18 protein-coding genes and 1 pseudogene are annotated in these 23,055 nt (G+C 25.0%); 2 read left to right on the forward strand and 17 right to left on the reverse strand.

What is annotated here, in order from left to right; all coding sequences use genetic code 4:
• Window positions 1–19 precede the first annotated feature (19 nt).
• On the forward strand, window positions 20–904 hold the full coding sequence (gene tsf / locus EXC47_RS01405; RefSeq protein ID WP_129646441.1) for a translation elongation factor Ts: 885 nt from the start codon (window positions 20–22) through the stop codon (window positions 902–904).
• A gap of 579 nt (window positions 905–1,483) precedes the next feature.
• On the opposite strand, the gene EXC47_RS01410 is transcribed toward tsf, so the two are convergent.
• The gene (locus EXC47_RS01410; protein ID WP_027122588.1) at window positions 1,484–2,659 is read right to left on the reverse strand and encodes an Mbov_0401 family ICE element transposase-like protein; all 1,176 of its coding nucleotides are present in this window, start codon (window positions 2,657–2,659) and stop codon (window positions 1,484–1,486) included.
• Between the two features lie 186 nt (window positions 2,660–2,845).
• Here EXC47_RS01410 and EXC47_RS01415 point away from each other — a divergent pair, with 186 nt between their 5' ends.
• Window positions 2,846–3,508: an Mbov_0400 family ICE element protein gene (locus EXC47_RS01415; RefSeq protein WP_129646443.1), complete on the forward strand. Its 663-nt coding sequence runs from the start codon at window positions 2,846–2,848 to the stop codon at window positions 3,506–3,508.
• Between the two features lie 22 nt (window positions 3,509–3,530).
• On the opposite strand, the pseudogene EXC47_RS01425 reads toward EXC47_RS01415, so the two are convergent.
• The 16 genes and pseudogenes from EXC47_RS01425 to EXC47_RS01490 all read right to left on the reverse strand — a co-directional run bounded on the left by EXC47_RS01425 (window position 3,531) and on the right by EXC47_RS01490 (window position 22,568).
• Window positions 3,531–8,264 (reverse strand): annotated as a pseudogene (locus EXC47_RS01425) (Mbov_0399 family ICE element protein).
• Window positions 8,265–8,282: 18 nt separating this feature from the next.
• Window positions 8,283–8,948, reverse strand: coding sequence for an Mbov_0398 family ICE element protein (locus EXC47_RS01430; RefSeq protein WP_027122590.1), 666 nt, complete (start codon window positions 8,946–8,948; stop codon window positions 8,283–8,285).
• Window positions 8,948–11,761: an Mbov_0397 family ICE element conjugal transfer ATPase gene (locus EXC47_RS01435; RefSeq protein WP_027122591.1), complete on the reverse strand. Its 2,814-nt coding sequence runs from the start codon at window positions 11,759–11,761 to the stop codon at window positions 8,948–8,950. Before EXC47_RS01435 ends, EXC47_RS01430 begins: the two co-directional genes overlap by 1 nt.
• Window positions 11,762–11,772: 11 nt before the next feature.
• Window positions 11,773–13,404, reverse strand: coding sequence for an Mbov_0396 family ICE element transmembrane protein (locus EXC47_RS01440; protein WP_129646449.1), 1,632 nt, complete (start codon window positions 13,402–13,404; stop codon window positions 11,773–11,775).
• 24 nt (window positions 13,405–13,428) lie between these two features.
• On the reverse strand, window positions 13,429–13,761 hold the full coding sequence (locus EXC47_RS01445; protein ID WP_027122593.1) for an Mbov_0395 family pilin-like conjugal transfer protein: 333 nt from the start codon (window positions 13,759–13,761) through the stop codon (window positions 13,429–13,431).
• Between the two features lie 86 nt (window positions 13,762–13,847).
• Window positions 13,848–15,101 (reverse strand): PHP domain-containing protein, encoded by a 1,254-nt coding sequence (locus EXC47_RS01450; protein ID WP_129646451.1) that lies wholly within the window; start codon window positions 15,099–15,101, stop codon window positions 13,848–13,850.
• A gap of 42 nt (window positions 15,102–15,143) precedes the next feature.
• Entirely contained in the window at window positions 15,144–15,341 is a 198-nt protein-coding gene (locus EXC47_RS01455) for a hypothetical protein (RefSeq protein WP_027122595.1), read from the reverse strand.
• Between the two features lie 160 nt (window positions 15,342–15,501).
• Window positions 15,502–15,774, reverse strand: coding sequence for a hypothetical protein (locus tag EXC47_RS01460; RefSeq protein WP_027122596.1), 273 nt, complete (start codon window positions 15,772–15,774; stop codon window positions 15,502–15,504).
• Between the two features lie 102 nt (window positions 15,775–15,876).
• Entirely contained in the window at window positions 15,877–16,032 is a 156-nt protein-coding gene (locus EXC47_RS03880; RefSeq protein ID WP_156924217.1) for a hypothetical protein, read from the reverse strand.
• A gap of 2 nt (window positions 16,033–16,034) precedes the next feature.
• The gene (locus EXC47_RS01465) at window positions 16,035–16,973 is read right to left on the reverse strand and encodes a hypothetical protein (protein WP_129646453.1); all 939 of its coding nucleotides are present in this window, start codon (window positions 16,971–16,973) and stop codon (window positions 16,035–16,037) included.
• Window positions 16,974–17,147 carry a hypothetical protein gene (locus tag EXC47_RS03885; protein ID WP_156924218.1) on the reverse strand — a complete coding sequence of 58 codons (174 nt, stop codon included), beginning with the start codon at window positions 17,145–17,147 and terminating at the stop codon, window positions 16,974–16,976. It abuts the gene before it with no gap.
• Between the two features lie 11 nt (window positions 17,148–17,158).
• A complete protein-coding gene (locus tag EXC47_RS01470; protein ID WP_027122598.1) occupies window positions 17,159–19,318 on the reverse strand; it encodes a type IV secretory system conjugative DNA transfer family protein in 2,160 nt (719 codons plus the stop codon).
• A complete protein-coding gene (gene mobL, locus EXC47_RS01475) occupies window positions 19,311–20,597 on the reverse strand; it encodes a relaxase MobL (protein WP_027122599.1) in 1,287 nt (428 codons plus the stop codon). Before mobL ends, EXC47_RS01470 begins: the two co-directional genes overlap by 8 nt.
• Window positions 20,597–21,229, reverse strand: coding sequence for a hypothetical protein (locus tag EXC47_RS01480; protein WP_027122600.1), 633 nt, complete (start codon window positions 21,227–21,229; stop codon window positions 20,597–20,599). Before EXC47_RS01480 ends, mobL begins: the two co-directional genes overlap by 1 nt.
• A gap of 15 nt (window positions 21,230–21,244) precedes the next feature.
• A complete protein-coding gene (locus EXC47_RS01485) occupies window positions 21,245–21,577 on the reverse strand; it encodes a hypothetical protein (RefSeq protein ID WP_027122601.1) in 333 nt (110 codons plus the stop codon).
• Between the two features lie 289 nt (window positions 21,578–21,866).
• Entirely contained in the window at window positions 21,867–22,568 is a 702-nt protein-coding gene (locus EXC47_RS01490; RefSeq protein WP_027122602.1) for a hypothetical protein, read from the reverse strand.
• Between the last annotated feature and the right edge of the window lie 487 nt (window positions 22,569–23,055).

The following is a 23,055-nucleotide window of genomic DNA, read 5'->3' on the forward strand; positions in this document are numbered from 1 at the left end:
GTAAAAGGTGGTATCTATTATGGATAAAATGAACTTAATTAAAGAACTTCGTGAAAGAACAAACGCTGGTATGATAGATTGTAAAAAAGCTTTAGAAGAATCTGATTGAGATATTGAAAAAGCTATTACATGATTAAAATCAAGCGGTAAAATTAAAGCTGCTAAAAAAGCTGGTAGAGTTTCAGCTGAAGGTTTAGTAGCAGTAGCTGGTGATGAAAAATTAACAGTTATTGTTGAATTAAACTGTGAAACAGACTTTGTTGCTAAAAATGATGACTTTAAAAAATTAATTGATGTTATTGCTAAAACAATTATTGCAAACCCAACAGTTGCTGATGTTCAAGCTGTATTAGCATTAAACGCTAAAGGTAAAAATGAATCAGTTAACGATTTAATTGAAGAAGCAACAGCTAAAATTGGTGAAAAAATTGAACTTCGTCGTTTCGAAGTTATTAAAGCAGAAGAAGGTGAAACAGTTGCTTCATTTGCTCACGTTACAGGACAAATTGCTGCCGTTGTTAAGGTTAAAGGTTCTGATGTAGAAAGTACAAGAAATGTTGCTATGCATGCAAGTGCTATGAAACCTGAATTTATGTTTGCAAGCGAAATTCCTGCAGAAAAATTAGCTCAATTTGAAGCAGAATTTGTTGTTCCAGCTAACTTTGATAAAAAACCAGAAAACATTCAAAAAATGATTCGTGAAGGATCTTTAGCTAAAAAAATTGCTGAAGTTACTTTAGAAGAACAAGCATTTATGATGGATGATTCAAAATCAATTAAACAATACTTAAAAGAACACAAAAATGAAATGGTTAAAGCTATTCGTTATGGTGTTGGTGAAGGTATTGAAAAAACTGAAGTTGACTTTGCATCAGAAGTTGCAGCTGCTATGAATGGACAATAATATAAAAATAAAAATAACGTATTTTAAACAGAAAAAAATATTCGGACAACCGAATATTTTTTGTTAAGGATTTTTATGCGACATTTTTTAAAAAAGATGAATAAAAATATTTAAATCTTACGACTTGTACAAAAATTGTTCTTGTAAATTTTAAGGTGCTTAATTAGCATCTAGTTATTTTTATTTTACACTATTATTTTATTTTATGTTTAAAATTACCGAATTAGCCTTTCGGTAAATTTTTTTTACATAAAATTATATTTTTTTTATTTTTTATAGATTTAAAAGCCAAATACACGTGCGGGCGCACACGCACGCATACTTTAAAGTACTGGGGTAGGTTTCACAAAAAACCTCTAAACGAGTTGCGAATAACCCCAGCTATATTTATATAATAAATATAGAAATTTATATTTATGCATATGTTTTTTACTAAAAAAACACAAAAAAACTCTATTTTTTTAAAGAATATTCACAAAAAACTACATTTTTCAAATTTACATATATACTATGTATATATGTACGATTTTTTTATTTTTGGATAAAAAATGGAATAATAAAAAAATAATTTTAAAAAGCTTAAAAAAGCACGATTTTTAACCCTCATTTAGCCCCCTCGAAATTAGCCTTTATTTTAAGAATACAAACTTCTAAACTATATAAGCACCAGCTCTTTTTAATCGCTTTTTTGATTAAATGCGACACAAAAGCTTCGGCATTATTGTTTTTAAAAAGCTCGTTATTTTCGCTTACCTCTATTAATCCGTCATAATTATTATGGATATATCTGCATAATGAAAATAGCAATTTAGCCCTATTTTTACCTAAACAGAGCTCTATGTTTTCAAAGTTAAAATATATTAATTGGGTGAGGTCGTCGTATTTTTTAGCCATTAAAAGATTAAAAAAAACGGATCTAAAATTAAATCCGACAACCTTATTTAAGTATTTTAAATCTTCTTTTAATGTGCTCGAATTATTAAAAATAACTTTAATTTTTTGTCATAAATGAAATCTACAAAGTATATATTTCGCCTTCAATTTTTTAGCTAATTTGCTAATTCAGGTTGCGCCATCACCCAATATAATTAATTTAAAATCTTCGCTATAACATTCTTTAATAACCATTTCAATTTGTTTTATAATATCATCAATTTTTAGTATTTTTTTAGTATTTGAAATAAGAAAAATATGGTTTTTAAATACAGGTTTTTTATTAGAATCCAGCATAAAAAAATTAAGCATTCTGGCACGTTTTTTATCTACTAAATATTTATCTTTTTTACTGTGAAAATATGTATCATCTACGCTTAAATAAATAGCCTTATTTACCGTTTCAAAATTACTATATTTAACTAATTTATCTTTTTGGTTATCATTAATATTTATCGCACTTTTTGTGTGGCTTGAAATTAGTGTTTTTGATATGTTAAACCTATTAGAAATCACACCTAAATTTGTACCAGTTAAATATCAATTTTTAGCTTCTTCTAATAATGAAATATCAACTCTTTTTTTATAATTTTTTTCTAGTAATTCATCTTTATTAAATATACAAGTTTTTAATTTTCCGTTTTTATCATAATATTTGTATTTAGTTAATATAACTTCTAAAATGCCTTCCTTCAATTTAATTTTTCTAGTAATATAAGAATGAATTTTTAAACCGAGATTAATGCGCTCTTTTGAATGTTTGAATATTTGATCCTTTTTTTCTATATTTTTCTTTAAAATCTCTAAAATATAATTAGTCATAATCTAATATTACTAAAATAAATATTTTTAATAGAGTATAGTTTTTTAGTGTATAATTTAGATATATTGGAGAAGAGATATACCACTCCGGCTCATAGAACGGCGCAATGTACTTGCGGATGCTTATTGGAAATGAAAAATGGTATAGGCTAGCAATTGCTAGTTTTTTTATATTATAATTTAGATATGTATATTAATGGAAGTGTTTGAAAAGTAAGAAATAAAAATATAAATGTAGCTCCTATTGCAAAAAATGCCGATAACTCTTTAACAACAATTAAAACGCCTATAAATAAACTTGATAGACCACTTGTCATATTTATTTCAAATGACAAAGTTTATTATTTAGCAATTAAAACAATAAATGATAAGAACGCATCTTCAACAATAAGAGATAATACTAATATTATTTTATGAAATGGTATTTACGAAGATAGACACCCTAGTGCAGTAAATACCAGGGCGATAAATGTTATGGATAAAACGCTATTTTTTTCATTATTTCAACCAAATAGCGCAGAAAATGCTTATTCAATAAGACAAAAAACATATAATGCAATAATGCTACAATTAGAAAAAAATATTAAAGATAATAATTTTGTCATAAATGAAATTTTAGGTTTTACAACTGTTGAAAAAACAATTTGAGTAATGGGAAAGAAAAATGTCGAAAGAAATTTAGATTTTGTTAAAGAAAGCGTCTTTTACTATAATTCAATAATTGATGATAAGGAAAAATATGATGCTCGCCTTAATAATGATTTTTTCAAAGATCACTATGAAGATTACCTCAAAAACAAAGATAATAACCTGAAAAAATCGGATTTGGAGCTAGAATTTGAAATTTAAAAACCAGGCGATTCATGCCTGGCTATTTTATTCTTTTTTTGCCGAATCTAACATATAAAGCTCAACCAGAAAAAATTAATACACCTAATAAAATAATAGAAAGCGGAACTATTCAGGCTAGCCATAATTTATTAAATCCTGTCGTTCTAGCGCTAGTTTCGAGCTTTGTATTATTATTTTCATTTTTTTCTTCAATAGATTTACCATAAATATAGAATTTAGAGTTACTATTGTCTTCTAAATTTTTTGTATTATTTTCTTTTGCTAATATAGATATAGCAATATTATTAATATTTTTTACTAATTCATTTTTATAAGGTTTTTTATAAATATATGATAACAGTAATCAATCATTATTTCTATCTTCATAATCATAATTAGTTGAATTAAAATTATTATTAACATAAGCTAATATACTGATTTTGTAATCATCATTTTTATTTAAGTTTAATGTTTTAATTATCTTGTTATTGGCTAAATGTTCTTCAATTTTATTTTTGATATCGTTTATTTTATTTTGGTCGCTCAAATTATTATTTTGTAAAATAACTAAATCATCTATTTTGATTTTATTTAATGCATACGGCTTATTTGCGGACGGGTGATTATTTTTGATTTTTATAGAAAATAAACCCTCGATATCTAAATTATTACCATAAATATTTAAATTTATTTCCGCATTATACAATAATAATTCTAAAACTTCATTGTCAAGCTCCGGTTCTAAAACAAAAGAATTATTTTCAATAAGATAAGAGTATTCATTTAAATTTTTGGTTATTTGACTATTAAGATTTTTAACAATAACTTCTCTTATTTCATTTAGTATTTTCAATTTATCATAATAAGAATTTAACTCATTAGCATCTACATTAATATCAATATTGTTTCATATGTAGCTACTTAAATTATATTTTGCTACTTTTAGAGCTATAAAAGTTTTTAATCCCGTGATTTTATTGCTTGACCCTTTTATGGTTATATTTAAGTTTTTTGGCGCATTTTTGGCTATAAACCCATTATAAATATCATTATTATCAATATTTAAAATTTGATAATCTTTAATATACTCTAAATTATTTATAAACGATAATTTATTTTTTATATATGTAATAATTTCATTTTTTATTAGTTCTGGCTTTGAAGAAACTAAATTTAAGTCTTCTATTTCCAATTCGCTAATATCATAAGCTTTATTTGCGCTAGGATTATTATTTTTAACTATTAAAGTACTTTCACCCTCTGCTAACGAATTAAATTCAATTTTGGGTGCTATTTTAATAACTAAATCATTTTTTGTAAATAGTAATTTTAATTGTTCTTCGTTTATGTTTGTTATAGTTAAATTAGTATCTTCATCAGTTGTATAGTAAAACATTTTATTAGTTTCATCTCTAATCTTTGAGTTTATATATTTTGTTATTTCATTTCTCATTCGAGCTAAAACTTCTAGTTCATCGTTTTTATCGATATTATTAATGTTATAATCTAACAATAACTTATCAAAAATTATATTTGTAAAGTTATATTTAACTAAATTTATAACAGGGACAAGAATTTTTGATTTTGAATAATAAGGCTCTTTTGCTTTGATTATTAAATATGGTGTTAAATGTGTCTTTTAATTGTATATTTTCATTTTTGATAATCTCGTGGCAATATCATCCAAATTTGTAATTTGATAGTGCTGATTTAAAACTAAATTCTCATTATATAAACTAATTTGATCCGTTATATTTTTGATTATTTTTTCCTTTATTTTATCAGCATCAGTTTCATTTATTAGTTTAATTTTTTCACTATTAAAATTATTAAATATTTCAAAATCTTCATCCAAATATTGAAAATTATATTCAAATTCAGGGTTTGCTAAAAAATAATTTTGTCTGTATTCGTCTTTTAATTTAACTGATATTTTTAAAATGGTATTATCCTTTATTTCTAGTGGATTAAACAATTCTATATAATTGTAAAAACTATTATCAATTATATTTTTAAAACCATTGTTATTTATTTCATTGTTTAATGTTTCTAAAAAACTTATACTATCATTTGCATTAGAATAAAGGTCATTTAAATTATGAGTATTCCAATTTATAAATAAATTAGTAATTTTATTATTGGCTGAATTTGTTGCTAAATTAATTTTGTAATTTAGTTCTAAATTAGTTAATTTAAAACGGCTATCAGCACTTTTTACATAAATTATTAGTTTTAAAGTTTCATTTTCATCATCAAATTCATAATTTCGTATTGAAACTAAATCACTGTATTTAAAGTTAGCAAAATCATTTATTATTTTATCTTTATTATCTAAATATTCATTGTTGAAATGACTTTTAAAATCATTAAATGAGTTGTACTTATTTTGTAATCTGTCGATATTAAAATAAGGCTTTATATCAATTATTTCTTCTGTTATTGTAGATAAATAATTTATATATCTTTTTCAGTATTCAATTATTTCTTCATAAGTTAAAGTTTTAACATTGTTTTCATCTATTCCATAATTAGCTGTAATATATTTTAAAAAGAATATTCCCTGTGTTGTATCCCAAAGATAATTTACATAATTTAATTCGCCTTGAATTTCACTAAATAATTTATTATTTACACTTTCATCGTTTCGACCATCGATTAGAATTAATTTATATGAGCTAATTTGCTTATTTGCGGATGATGTAAATAAATATAGCCCGGGGGTTGAAAAATAAGAGTAATCACTCGTTTTTATATCTAATAAATCGGCGTTTCATCTACCGTCTTCATTATTATTTAATTTATATACTATGTACTGTTTTGTATCGCCCAAAAGTTCTTTTACAGCGCCCTTTGATATAACAGAAGCTTCTGCAATTACTCCTTTATCATTAGCCGTTATTTTACCTTTTGTAGTATGCAATAAATTCATAGTTAAAGGTGGCAACGAGGTTGTTTTAAAATAGCTATACATTTTATTCTTTGGATAATCAGCTTCGTTAATTTGATACTTATTTTTATACTGATTATAAACATTATTAAATTCTATTTCACTAATATTAAAATTCAATTGCGAAAAATCAACTCAAACTAATTCTTTTTTAGTTCCTGTTTTAGCATCTATTAACGGATCGTATTTAGGGTTTGGTATGTAATTACCATTTTCATCTAAAAGTTTTTTTCCATCAATATTTTGTAAATATTGGGTTATTCTATCTTTTTGACTTCTAATTTTATCAGGGTTTCAACCGTACCACTTATAGTCTTGGCTTTGAGCTTTTGAATCAACTATTATTTTATAAATGTATGAATTTTTAACTTCTTTATCTATGTTTATATTATTAAAAGTTTTTAATTTTATAATATACTCATTTTTTTTAATTTCTTCTTTTTCTTCTTCCTTATTTTCATTAATATTTATTAAACTATTATCGTCAGCATTGGCTCTTTGATCGTAAAGTGTATAGTTAAAGTTTTGATTAAGAACATCAATTTTGATATTATTTATTTCTAGTATTTCATTTTCTTTTGTTAAAGCTTTAAAAGCAACATCGACAGGTGCGTTATATATTCATGTTCCTAAATAATAAGTTTTGCCATCGCTTTCTAAACCGATAGCTTTATCGTTTTGTAATCTAGTTGGTTTATCAATCACTAAACCAGTTGGATTTTCTGCGCTTTGAGCTTTAAAATCAACATATTTTGAAGGGGTAATTATTAGTCTTTTTGTAATATCTAAATTACCTAATTTATTACTAGGTTCTCATTTAATTTCAATATTTTTAAAAATATATTGCTTTTTATTATTTGAATTTTCTATAAATAAATTGAATGCATTAGCATTATTTGTTGAAACTTCCCAACGAATTGAATAGCCATGATAATCATTTGTACTAAATGTTCTATCAAATCAGTCATTTAACATTTGTCTATTTGTTTTGAAGCCAGAATAAACATTATCTTCGTTTGGAGTTGCTAAAATTGTATCATTTTGATAATCGGTTGGTAATTTTAATTTATCATCTAAACTTTTATTTTGATTATAATTTTCTAAAAATTTCTGTTTGAAATACTCATATGCCGAATTATCTTCGACATCTAAAAAATCGTAATTAACATTAACCCTAATTGTCGACTTTCTAACGTAAAAAGTTTTATATGTTTTTACCTTTTTATCTTTCTCCCTATTTATATTATATTCGGCGCTTTGACTTGATTGTTCTTTAAATTCTATATTTTCAAATGAAATATTAGATATTGCTTTGATTTCTAAATTTTTTTTAGTTGATAAAATACCACTTCTTAATTCACTAATAATTAATGAATTTAATTGGGTTTTAAATGTGTCATTATTGTTATATAGTCTTTTTAAAAATAAATTTGTTTCTAATTGCGAGGGATTATTTACTGGGTGTGTTCGGCTAAAAACAATTTGCCCTATTCTTCTAGGCGAAAGCCTACCATTTCCTACGCCTGTTTGACTAATGTTTCGAGTTCCGATTTGTTCTTCTTTATACAATAAATTGCTTGCTATTGCTTCGCTTTGTGTTGGCAAATAGATATTCGAAAGGACAATACTACTTTTAGTTTCATTTTTGATAGTATTTAAACCAAATGGTATTTCTCTCAATTCATTAATGTAGCCGGCATTAGGTACTCAAATTTTTTTATCATTAGCTTTTTCTTCTTTTTGTCTTAAAATATGAATTCCTCAGCCTATACCACTAACAGCACCCAATACTGCTAAACCTATTAATAATTTATATCTTTTTTTCATATTGCCCCTCCTTAATTCTTATTGCTTTGATTTAAAGAATATATCTTCTAAATACTCTTCATTATTAGTTTCTATTTCATTTTGTGCATCTCTTAATTTTTCTATTTTTTCATCAACTTTTGAATTAAAATCATTTTTTATTAACTTAAATAATTTTGGTTCTAATTCAATATCATTAATAGTTAAAGATTCATATAAATCTTTATCTTCACTCAGTATTACTTTGCCTAGCAAAATGTTTAATATTAAATTTATTTTGTATTCCAAAATATTCAATTTTGTTTCTTGTATTAATCCCCTTTTTTCAATTTTGTTATAAAAAGGTGATATTGATGCAAATATAGCCTTTGAAAAAGCATATCTTATTTCGCTTTTAAATGTTTTTATCGAGCGTATAGCTTCACTTTCTAAAATACCTTTTCTAACTAGGTTATTTATTTCTCGTTGTCTAGCTATACCTCTTGCATCGATACTGTTTTCCCACTTCTTATAATTTAAAATATCATCAATATTGGTAAATCTAAAATAACCTCTAACTTCTCCATTTGTGTTTGTTTTAGGTCTGCCACCCTTTAAAATATAATCAGCATATAAAATATCGTAGTTTAATAAGTTTTTGAACTCTTGGTCGGCATCCTTAAAAAAACTCATTAATTTCGCAATTTTTGCACTTTGTTTTGCCATTATTCGTCTCCTCATTTTTTCCCATCACCTTTTTTGAAAATCTGTGATTTTTCAAACCGGTTATAGTATGTTTCTAAAATAAACCTTGTTGAATTATCAACATTAAAAATTAATTCACCAATTCCTGCTGTTGATAAAAACATTTTTTCCGCTTTTGTTAATCCGCCACGGCTTCTATACATCTCATCAACTAAATCTATATCTTTTTGATTTAATTTAAAAATTCCAGTATAAGCTAGATTATCAAAAAGAGCTTGCGACAATCCACTAACATTCAAATTTTGTCTGAAATCACTTAAATTTTGCGTTGTCAAAATTAATGATCCGTTATATTTACGAATAGTTTTAACAGTATCAAATAAAAATCTTAAAGATGACATATTTTGAGGATCTATAAATTTATGTGCCTCATCAACAACTAAAACAATCTTTTTGTTTTTATCTTTATTGTAAAAAAAGTTGTTGGTAATTCTATTTTGAACGAAAGAAAGTATTAAATATAATGCTCCTTGTGTTGAAGAATTTTGGTTTTTAACATCTAAATTGTAAGTATCTAAAATTGTTAAATCATTTTTAAAGTCAATATTAGTGTGTCCGTTATATAAATGTTGGTAGAGACCGTTATTCATAAAATCATATAAGATTAACAACTTAATTTCATTTAAGTATTGTTTTAACAAACTCTCTTCTAATGCATTTGCAAACTTAAATGTATTTATAAATTCATAAAAATCACTCATAGTTGCAAAATCTGTATTTTTAAGATTATTAATGTTTAGTTTTGGATCATAATAACCTTGTTTTTTGTAAAATGCAGTCAATAATATTGTTAGAACTCTTAAATGTCTATCTTCTAAATCTGGGTATAAAAGTGTAAAAAATTCTTTAACCTTTTTTATATTTTGATTAATAATAGTTAAATTTTTAAAGTCTTTTTCGATATTTTCAACAAACATATTATCAAGTTGTAGAGGGTTGATTTTAGTTTTATCGCCCCGGCCCAATTCAATAATATTGCCGTTTAGTTTTTTGGCTAAATCACCATATTCACGTTGAGGGTCGAATACAATAACCTCGTTATTATTCATAATTTGGTTTCATATAAATTTTTCTGTTAAAGCTGATTTGCCAACACCTGAAAGACCCAATAAAGCCATTGAAAAACTAGTTCTATCTTTTGTTTTTTTAAATATATCAAATATAACTGGTGAGCCGGAATTTAAATTGAAACCTAATAAGAAATCGTTTTTATCGTTTAAATCATTATTTACCCACATCCAGCCAGCACTTATATTTTTTGATGTAATTTCTAAATTATTTTTTAAATAATCTTTTTGAATAAAGTTTGTGTTGGCATAAGCTTCTTTTTGTAAGTAAAAATTAGGATTTATGTTTGCTGTTGTTTGATTGAAATTTTGTTTATTTATTTTTTCTAATTCTCTTAAAGAATTTAAATCATTAGCTCTATTTATTAAAGTTATATTCATATTAAAGATATTCATGTGTTGAATATTAATTTGCTCTATCAAATCATTAATAACTTCCAATGTTGCATTTTTCTTTGATTGTCTAAATTTTGATTTATCACTAGATGAATTAGCCTCAATAATTAGTGATGTTTTATCTAAAAGCTTTTGCTTTTGATTTTCATTAAGAGGTTCTAAATTCACAATAAATGTGCTTATGCTTCCACTCATTAATTTCATTCATCCATTATTTATAACTAAACTATTAAATTCATTAAAGGATTGATAAGATAAATAATAATCATCAACTTTAACATAACTTTTTTTAAATTCCACTTCTTTTGGTTTTAATAGATCTACTAAATTATTGTTTTTATCATTATCTTTTGTTTCATCTTGTTTTTTAAATAATAATAGTTTTAAATTATTAATAAACTTTTTAAAACCCGATACTTTTTTAATATCTTTGTTTTCTACATTAGATTTTTTAAATAACAAGCTTTTTTCATCTCTCTCTAAAAAATTAATATAATCTTGCTCTTTAATAACTTTTGAACTAGAAATTGTCAATAGATTAAGTAATTCAGCATTTTTTATAATTGAAACTTTAAGTTTTGTATTATAAAACATATTTTGTACATCTTGCTGTCTATCTCTTAAAATTTTTTTATCATTAGCATAAATAACTAAATAATAATAATCTGTATTTCTAGCATTATTAAGTTCTGTAAAATCGATTAAGTTATTACTATAATAATTCCTTATCGTTTCGTTTGTTTCTATTTCTTTTGACGATAATACATTATCCTCAATAAGCTTAATATTTTTTTCTAAGACCATTGGTTCGGTTTTCTTTATAAATGTAATTTTAAAATCAATATTATTAAATATTTGTGTTAATTGATTAAAATATGCTTCTTGGTCTTCAAAGTCATCTGTAAATAGATCATAACCCCTAATCTTAAAGGCACTAATATAATTAGATATTAGGGATGAATTTACTTTAACTATATCTTCGTCTTCCAATTTTTCGTAAGGTATTAAAAAACTAGTATCGGCATTTTTTAAGTTATTTTTATATTTCTTAACTTGTATTTTAAATTTAATAATTCTAAATACCAAAAAGTAATATCTACAATTATGTTTTGCGCTTTTAAATAAGACTCAAAATGTACTTAAAAACACAAATATTGTAATTAATAATCTTAACCAGATATTGAATTTGTTTGTTGTAAATCCCAAAACAAAACTAATACCTATTATTAGAAAGAATATCGCCAAATCTAAAAAAGTAAAGTTTTTAAATATAGTTAATTTATTTGCACTTAATTTTTTATTTTGTAGCATTAAATATCCCCTTATTTATTAAAATTAGCTTTTTCTCATTGTAATTTAGAAAGTAAAGCGTTTGTTCTATTCGCATAAGCTTCTTTTCTAAATTCCATATCTTTAATTTCATTTTTCATTCTTTGAATAGTATTAATTTCATCTTTGGTTTTATTTGCCTTGTTTTCTAATAAAGATAATTGACTTTTATTTCAATCAATTTCTTTTTGGTAATTATCATAATTGCTTGTTACCATATTTCTAAATGCTTCTGGGTTTTCAAAAGCTTTAAATTGCTCTTGAATACCACCTGTGTTTTCGACACCATGTGCTAAACTTTTCATTTCTGCCAAGTTTGCTCTTTGCGCACTTATATTGTTTTTATTAACGCCAGAATTTGAAAACATTTTTGCTCCGGCTTTTGAAAATCCTGCGCTAGTTTGTTTGCCGTATAATATTGATTGTCTTGTTCCATTAATAGCTTTTCCTATTGTTCCACCAATTAAGCCTGAAACACCACCTTTTGCAGCCATCGCTCCTAGTGTTGCGCCACCTGTTGCTACTGCACCGGCGGCCATTGCCATGCCTGATGCTAATTTTAACCCGGTTTTAAATGGCGTCATTGCAGATTTTAAATCATCCTGGCTCGTTGATTCACCAATAAATGAAACTACTAAATTTGATAATGATTTAACCGCTACCGCTGAACCACAATAAATAATAATTTGCAATAGTGGTAAAAGACCTGTTTTGGCAACTGTATTTAATCCTGTTCCGTTTTTTAATTCGGATAAATATTTTTCAATTCCAATCACAAAAATTAAATAAAATTGAATTGCTATTGTTTGAGTTAAAATGGCTAAATTTTTTTGAATATACATTTCTTTTCATTTGTGCAGATTTTTACCTCCATCTATAACGGAGCTAACCGCAACAAAAGGACTAATAATGAATAAGAAAAATAAGTGAAATACTTTAACAACAACACTAATAACTATTCCACCTAAAATAGTTAATGTAGTTCAACCGACAATCGCATTAATTAAAAATCTAATTCCTATATCTCACGGACTAAATAAAAATGGTGTAAATCATTCTGTATAGCTCGGAGGTGCAAATATGTTCTTTGTTTCCATAGCTTCTTTTACCGATGGATAATCACTATTTAAAGATATGTAAATTTTTTCTATTACATTTAGTTTTGACGAACCGTATTCGCTAAGTGAAAGCGCTTTCTCTAACGACTCAAAAGCCACCATCATTAATAAGTTAAACAAAAACAAAATCAAAGGTATAAACACAATTATTGATATGGCGGGTATAACATTTTTTAAGGCTGTCTTAATGCTAGTTTGTCCCTCTTTTGTATCCTTTCCGCCAAAATGATATTTAATTACAACAATAATAATTGAAATCAGTAATAAAGCTATGCTAATTATGGCTGCGCCCAAAAAAGCGGCCGGAACAGAATTTGACCCTAATTTTTCAGGGTCGGAAGTCCCAAAAGCTAACACCTGAAAGAATTCGAAACCGAAAAATTTTATTGCATAAAATATGCCATTTAGTAATAAAAAGGGGAAACTTATAAAAATTCCCCAAAATACACCAAAAAGAGCATAGAATATAGGGCTCAATAATGCACTTGCAACACCATTTATAATCATATATTTAGCTCCTTTCTATATTTTTTAATTTCAGCCAATAATTGCGGCGGCAATGCCCATTGCAATACCAAATAATGCAAATATTACAATCGCTATACCACAACCTATTCAACCTCATCTAATTTTTGTTCTTGCTTTTTTAATTTCTTCTTCGTCCTTTACATTTTGCAATTTAATTCCTTGATAAATCGTGTTAATTAAAGCTCCTAAAAAAGCTATAAATAGTAATATCCCACAAATAATCGACCCTCATGTACCGACTAACTGCATTAGATCTTTACCCTTTGTTTTTATTGTTTCAATAACACGCCCACTTTCATCAATATCAAACATCATAAGTTTTTTTAATGTTTCCATGTTTTCTCCTTTTTTAATATGACAAAATAGATGTCTCTTTTGAGCCATCTTCTTTTATAGTATAAAATCAATTTAAGGTAGGTTTTTTATTCAATTTCTTTGAATTTCAAATTCAAAGCAGAATTTTTAGTTAATCATTTAGATAAATTATCATTTGCTTCTTGTTTATTTTGTTTTATTAATTCACCCACATATTGAGCGCTTGAATTGTCCCATTGTTTATACAAATATTTTGTATAAAGTTCATTTCTAAACTCCAATTTAACATCTTCCCAAAAAGGGATGTAATTTTTTGTTAATCAGGTTAGAGGCAAAATAAATTCATTAATTAATTTTAATAGTCGATTAAATTTTCAACCGTTATCATAATTAGCTTTGAAATCAGGTAAATCAAATAATCATTTATAACCATCTAAATCTAAAAAAAAGTAATTTTTAGGTTCCATTAATAAATTAGTTTTATTATATAAACTTTCTATTTTGTTCTTTGTTTCAGCTGTAAGCTGAATTTTTAAAGGTAAATCACTTCTATTTAAATCTTTTTTTAGCGCTTCAATAACAATAATGTACTGTTCTAAAAATTCCAATGTCATTTTTGCATCTCGTGCTCTTTTTAATAATGGTTCTATTAATGAAAAATTAGCTCAATAATCACTATTTAATTCGTTTAAAGCTTTTATATCATTTTCTTTAAAATCTCTAAAATATTTATCATTATTCGCTATTCTCCTTTGTGAAAAAAGTCGATAGTTTGATAAATATTCTTCATAACTAAAAGCGTCTGAATTATTTTGTCTAATTTTTTCTTCATAAGATTTGCCGTTTTCGGTTCCAAAAAAACCGGGGCTAGATAAAAAACCGTCTGGCACTTGCATTCCAAAAATTATTTTTACATGCGGGTTTCTTTTTTCATCTATATCTAAAATATCTTTAATAGCACTTTTTACATAATCTTTTAATTCGGCTAATTTTTGATTAAATATATCACCATCAATAACTCTGTTATTAATTTCCATTGCCCCCAAATTTAAAGCATAACCAAAAAGCTTATCTGCACTATAGCCTTTTGAATAAGTTGCTTCTGGCATTTTAGTTTGACTAGTAGCTCATAAAGCCGAATATTCATTTCTCATTTTATCGATATTTGTATATTCTTCTGGCTTAGAATTAGATTTATTATCCTCTCTTTTGTTATCTGTCGGTTCCGGTTTAGGATTAGGTCTAGCTCAATCTGTATTATTTCAATTTCAGCAACTAATCGCCGTTAATGGCATTACAGACCCTATTAAACTAGCTCCAAGTCCCAAAAATCATATTTTATTCTTTTTTTTACGATTCACTTTTACCTCTTTAAAAAATTTATAATTTTTTAATTACCTTAATTATACCTTTTTATTAAATATTTGTAATCATTTTAATTGAACAATCGCAAAATCAGCTTCTTCATAGTTTTTTGCATTATCTATTAGTTCTTTTTTTGCATCTAAATATTTTTTATAAACTTTTTCAATTTTTAAAGCTTTATTTTCAAAAACTCTCACAATTGCATAGTTTTTGTCTTTTATTTCGCTATATTCCATTTTTAACCTTTCTCTCGCATGCGTTTAAGCGTAATAATATGTGTGTTGCGTGAATGCGTTGTGAATGAGTGCTAATTCATATATTTATTCACAACCCACTCACACGTATACGCATAATGCGTATATACACCTATACTCATGTTTATAAGCACGCTTAAATTTATAATAATCATTTTTCTAATATTCCATCAGTTTCTAATTCTGTGTAATCCAATTTTTTAGAATATAAATCTTCTATATCTTTCAATACAACGGGTAAAAATTTTTTAATTGAATATGGTTTTATATCTAATGTTTTAGATAATGTTGTATCTTTTGTCTTATAAATTTTTTTACCTAATTTAAGCACTGCATAAAATAATTTAGCAATATCGTTTCTATATTTAAGTTTTATTTCATGTTCTTTCATAAAATCATCTATATATGTATTCATTTGATTTCCTTTTGTTTTTATGCGTTTTAAGAGCCAGTTTTTACTTTGGTAGCATAAACTATCATTTTTTTATTTTCGCCCGTTTAATAGCCTCAAAACATATTAAATAGCGCAATTATTTAAAATAGCAATTAGATCATTATCATTTTGGTTTAAAAACACCTTATATTCTTCTCCATCTCATTCAAAAACATCATTAATACCATAAATATCTAATTCTTTTATGTTTCTTATTTTTCTATTAATTACTATTTTCATATTTATATTTCCATTTCTAATTCGATATTATGCTTATGAATTTCTTGTTCTGGTAAAAATTTTTCTAATCCTAAATCTTTTATTGCTTTATTGCTTATATTAACCGAATCAACTATCATGTTTGCTACTTGACTTTCATTAGTATTCAATAATAATGATTCTTTTTCACTTCACGGTATTTTAAATTTATTACCTGCATATAAACCTAATTTTTCGACAACTAAAAACCCACTAAGTCTTCTAACAAAATCATATTTTTCAGCTTCATAGTTTGTTTCTCTTCAACTTCATTCGCCAATTGTGCTATCTATCATATAAACAATTCTGCTTTCATCGATAATATTGTTCTTATCAAAGTCAAATTTATATTTTTTTGTTTTGGCATTATGGTTTAACTTATTTAAAATATGTTCTCCTAATAGCTGTATCGAGTTTTCATCTCTTTCATAAAACGAAACATTATAATTGCCCCATTTATTGCTTAATGTTTCTGGGTATTTTTCATATTTCAATGTGGTTTGCGATATATCATACGCTTCAATTTCTTTAAAATAGTAATCTTTGTTTTCTAGTCCGTCTTTTAAAACTTCATCGATTATTGTGTTATTAAACAAAACTATACTCTCAACTTTGATTGGTCTTTCATTTGCCTTAATATCAACCCCGTATTCTTCTTTTCAAAATTTTTTACTTTGAATAAAACTAACATTTTCATTTTGCAAATAAATTCGTATCCTATTTTTTATTTCAGTATTGTTTAACAATATATCTTGTTTTACTTTATTCTTTTTGGGCTTGCTAGATATAAATTGTGCTTTAAGCATAAATCATTTATTTTCATCTATTAAAAGATACTTTAACTTATCTTTATACTTGGATCAAATTGTTTCATCTCTTCCGGTTTTTTCTAAATGTATGTGTTTTTTACGTTCTCAATCCATTTATTTTTCCTCTTTTGTATTATTTAATATATCACTAGGTAAAGCGATTAATTCTCCGTTTTCGAATGATGCTACAAAATATTTTTTATTTTCGTAATAAAATACATCTCCTGCATTATATATATCTAATTCTTTTAAATCTTTAATATTATTAATTCCTAATGCTATTTTCATTTTAACTCCTCTTAATTTTCCACATCTTCTTGTTTATCTTTAAAATAAAGCATATAAAATGGCTTAACTTTAATTAATAAAACTTTTAGGTTTTGTTTTTCATCGCTTGTTAAATTATTGTTTTTATTTAATAATTCCATTAATAACTCAAAATCCTCATTACTCAAAAATGCTTTTACAAAATCAACATTGCTTTTTATGTATTTAATCAAATCATTAATAGTAATTGGCTTTTCTTCATTTTTTATTGTTTCGACCATTTTATTTGTTTCTTCTACAATTTGACTATTGTTATTTTTGTTAAATTCTGTCTCAACTAATTCTTTATTGTTTAAATTTGAATTTTCAGAAATCTTAAAATCCATAAAATTAATCTCTCTAATCAAAACATCTTTCAAATTATTTTTTAAGTGTTCCGTACCGTCTTTTTGGTTATATTTTAAGTACTCATAAGCAAATTTAATATTTAATAGTAATGCTTTTTCTTGTTTTTGTAATATAAGGATTTGATTTTTTCTTAACTTTTGCAATTCAGCCATTTCGATTGCTTGTCTTTCTTGTGTTGAAGATGTTTCACTTTTTGTAGATGATCCAGTTGTTGTGGATGTTTTTTTATATTCTTCTTTTCCTATAAGTGAGCTTATTTCTTCTAATGTTTTTTGATTATTTATTCCACCTAAAAAAATCCATGAATTAAATACATCTTTGATCGTTTTGCCAGCATCTTTATATTTATCTTCCAATTGCGTTAATGATTGTAATACGCATGCGAAAAATATTCCCCTGCCACGCCCTGCTGATAATTTTGTTTGCATACCTGGTATTGCTGGTAAATTGCCAAACTCATCTAAAAAGTAAAATAAATTACGATATAATTTTCCATTATCATTATCTTCTGCTACATTAATTGCTTTTTGATATAGTTGTAAAATAAAGTTTATTGCAATTGAGCTTCTGGTTTCATCGTCCTCTGGTATTTTTATTAATACTGCAAATGGTTTTGATTTATTATTATCAAACAATTCATTTATCTTTATTTCATCAGTTAAAACTAAATTATTAATTCAACTTTCTTTAACATATGGTAAAACTGCCTGTGTTGAAAAACCTAAATGTCCCGCTAATTGTTTTTCCGGTAAATTAATATAGCTTAATAAAGAGTTTTTAATAGTAATAAATTCTTTTGATAAATCTTGTCTGTCAAACAATTTATAAAATCATGCTCCATTTTTAAAAGTATTAATATCTAATAAACCTAAGAGATTATTAAAATTAAAATCTTCTTTTTTAAAATCATCTTTAAAATAAAATCCCATTAATAACATAGCACAAATTAAGTTATAGAGTATTTCTATGCCGCCACGAGCTCAAAATTCCTCGCTATTACCTGCTAAATTCCATTTTTTAAGATTATAAACTAATATATCAATTTGTTTAAAAGCCTCATCAAAAGCCACCTTATTTTTATCCTTAAAACACAAATCTCAAATCGAACTAAATACATTAAAACCCATTGAATTTTTTAATTTAATTAGATCCAATACTTTTACACTATAACCATGATTTTTAAGTGGTTTAGCGAATATAGATGTAAGTTCTCCTTTTAGATCGGTTATAACCATATTAGGTTTTTTATCATCTTTAAGCATCATGTTATAAAAAATGCTAGGAATAATGATTTTTTGACTTTTACCTGAACCTGTACCACCTAATATTAAAGTTTGATTTTCACTTAATATATAACCCTCTTTTAAATTAGCTTTAATAACTCAACCGCTATTTTCATTAAAGCCTTCTTTAAACGGTTTTTTAATACGATAATTCTCATCGAACTCTTTTTTATCGCCCAAATTTTTAACTTCGTTATACATTCATACCTTGCTATAATCATTATTTTTAACTTTTACTCTTTTAAACAATTTCGGTATTACTCAATATATCAATATCATAAATAAATTAACAACTAAAAAGGCTGTAATTGTAATTCATCAGTAATTATTAAAAGATCTTCACATTACCTTTAAAATATTATTTTTAAAAGCTTCTTGTAATCTTTTATAGTTATCATATAAAAAATATCCTATAAATAAAAGCATTCACAAAGCTAGATTTACTAAAATAATGCTAATTACCTTAATCTTCTTGTTAAATCTTTTTTTATCATTATTCATATTCTAATCCCTCTTCTCTTTCTAAATGTTTAGAATATTGTTTTAATGCTTTTATTCTTGCTTCCAATTCCCTTTTTTCGTTTTCGAATTTTATTTTTTTAATTTCTCATTTGTATTTAGTATTAAAAATATTTTTTGATTTCAAATAATTAGCATTAGGTAAATAATTTATATAGCCAACATTACTTAGTTTGTTTCTTTCAAATTCCTTTAATTTATTTAAAACCAAATTCCCTAAATTGATTTTTAGCTCTTTTCTTTCTTTCTCAATTAATTTATTCGCTTGCTCTTTTTCATATTTACGATTAAATTTATTATCAATCAACATAACTTGATTTTCGAATTCCGCATATTTATAAAATAAAGTATCCTCTTGTTTGATAATTTCCAAAACTAAACTATCAACAGCATTTTTAGATTTAGCATCCAACCTCGCATAATTTCATACATTACTATTTTTATTTTTTATTACTCCATTTACTAAATCATTAAGTTTAGAGCCCTTTAAATCAATAGACTTAAAATCTTGTTTAACATCAACTTTTAAATTTCTCAATTCACCAACTGCTTCATAATAACTTTTATATCTTTCTTTTTCTAAAATCTTATTAGTTATGATTGTTCCAAAAGTTTTAAATTCACCCAAAGGTATTAAACCATCTTTTTTAAATTGCAATTCTTTTGATGAAACATATTTTAATTTTGGTTCTTTTTCTCAAAATGCTAAATGTATGTGAGGATTTTTCGTATTTGCGTGTATTGCGTATAAAACATTTAAATTATTTAAATTTAAATTATTTCTCGTAAAAAATGTATTTAAATTTTCTTCTAGTAATTTTGAAATTTGTTTTGGTGTCATAACTCTTTTAGCAATACCTATTTCTCCAAAACTTAAATGTGTATCTCAAATATATTGATTTTCTTTAAGTTTAGAAAGCATATTTTTACCTTCATTTAATTCTATTGCCTCAAATTTTAAATTAACTGCATTAAAACTATACAAACCGCTTGATACATCATTTACATTATTTAATTTGTTAAATCCTTTTGTATGACTGTTAAATCAATTTAAGGCTTCTTCATCATTTTTAAATTCGGGCATTTCACCAATAAAATCAAAACACGCTTCATCTCTTGTTATGTAATCTATATATTTACCGGTTTTAAAATAATTAATTGCTTTTTCTCCATACGCTTTTAATTTTTCTATTTTTGAAAATCTATCAACTGCCCTGACAAAACCAAAATTGTTATTTTGTTTAAAAATTACTTTGCTCATTAAATTTCTTCATTAAAAAACGAAATATCATTTTCAGGTTCAACAACTTTTTTATTATTAACAATATAACTAACACCTTTGTCTATCAAAGTGTTTAAATCATCTTCAATGTTTAAATTTGTAAATGCTTCTTTAATTTCATCAGCATCATAGTTAAAACTTTCCATAATTTGATAAAACTTACTCTCTTTTTCAACTAGATCGTTTGCAGAAAGATCATCTTTTTCATTTCAATCTAATTCAAAATTTTGTTCTCTATCTATTTCAACATTATTTTCTTTATTTAATGATTTTTCTTTATTTTCTTCTGTATTTATTTCAGCTTTAATTTCTTGTCTTTTTGGCGCACTTAAAAACAAAGTAGAAACAATAATGTCATACCTAAAACTAAAATTCTTATCTTCTATAACAAATTTCTCACTTCTCTTTTGAATTTTGCCAATTACCAAAATATTAGGTTTTGTTTTTATATCTAACTTATCTAAAAATTCCGCATTTTCCTCAAACGCTAACAAATCAAAAAATTCACCACTTGCTAAAATTGAAAACTTCAAATAACTTATATTTTTAGTACTCGTTTTTTTAATTTCACTTTTAGAGGTTAAAATACCTCTCAATTTAACTTCATTCATTTTAAACTCCTAATATTATTCTTTAACAATTCTATTTACAATAAGTCTACAATTGCCAAATACATAACCTGGCATGATATAACCCTGTAAATAACAAAAATCATTTTCTTTAAACATATCCCGTTTTGATAAATTAATAGCGATTTCATCAAAAACTGCAAACTCAAAAATATAAGGTTCGACTTTTAATGAAGTGCTACCAAATTCATCAACTTCAACTTTTAATGAAAGTTGTAAATGAAATACTTCCTTATCATCAATTATCGTCCTTTCTAATTCGCCTATTTTTAATATTTCACCTCGCAGAGCAAAAAAAGTCGGCTGATAAACAAATTCTCGTACATCCATAAATACACCTCACTAATAACACATACATACATTCACGCATAAAAAAACTTTTTAAGAGAATATAAAAGGTTTAAATAGATATATTTATTAAGTTTGATATTTATACTTTATATATCCTCTTTATTACTTTTATCTTTGCAGTAGTTTTTTGCTCCATTTTTTAAATTTAAAAGCGAAAGGGTAATTTTAATATTAAAAATTTCTAAAAATCTTAAAAAACAGAATAGCAAAATTTTTACTACCGCAACATAGTAATTACTTTTTATATCCTCTTACACAACATGCGGTTTTAAAACTCGATATATCTTAAAGATCTTAAACCGACTTTTTTTGCTCACTTTGTTTCTAATGTGATTGCGCTTCTCCATAGACCAAAATACACTAAAACTAAAAGTAAAATAAATTTAGTTTTATATTTTGATACTTCTAAAAATTTATTAGTTATTAATAACTTTATTTTTTTAGAATCCGCTTTTTTTCAAAGAATTTTTTTGACGCTTATTAAAGCTTTGAAATTCCCTGTAAAAAATAGCATTCAATCTTCTAGGTTTTTAAAACTTAAATAACGCATTTTGTTACCATTATTTTTTACAATGTTTTTTTTCAAAAAATAGTATTTGCCCTTAAGAATTATTAATCCTAATTTTTTAAGCTCATTTAACCCATGTTTTAATCTATTTATAGATAAGCCAAAGCCGATCAAATCTCATAGTTTAAAGTTCTTAATTTTTAAAGCTTTTTTAACAATTAAAATAAGCATTAAAATTAAGCTAGCGTTTTGTTTTTTCTCTAGCATTTTAATAACTTCATAATTTAAGTTAATTTTAAAATTTCTAACAAGATTTAAAAACTTATCAAAATTAATTTTTAAATATTTTTTAATACTGCATAGTTTTTTAAAACTTTTAATTTTCTGATCTCTTAAAATTTCTTTTCGAGTTAAGTATTTACTTTCTTCCCTTAAAATTTGCAAATTATTAAATGCTCCCATATTATTACCTCGCTAACAATTTTTTTATTTTGTAAAAAATTTTTCACACCCTGGTATAATATAGGTATCTAGTTATTGTATTATGCTTTTTTGGGCGTGATACTTTTTTTTACCTTAAATTGATTTAACTACAAAAAAAGTAGCTACTAACTAGCTACTAATTTTCTTTTTCAAGAGAGCACTCTAAATTTTACAGCGACCAAAAATTATAAAATTTCTAAATCGTAATTTGAATTTATTTCATATGAGATTAGGTTAAGAAGTTGAGAAAAGTATTCTCTTACATCAATGAGAAAAAAATACAAATTATATAATTTAAATATGAGTATAAAATCAAAACAGGCAAGTCACCCAAAATTTATAAATTGATAAAATACTAAAAAAAATTAGATTATAAAAAACTCATACAGAAATTTTGCTATTGGCATAATTTCTGTATGAATAAAATTGTCCGAAAAAAATTTCCAGTTTACTGGATACCTAAATA

The organism is Mycoplasmopsis maculosa, from assembly GCF_900660665.1.
Taxonomy (GTDB): domain Bacteria; phylum Bacillota_I; class Bacilli_A; order Mycoplasmatales; family Metamycoplasmataceae; genus Mycoplasmopsis; species Mycoplasmopsis maculosa.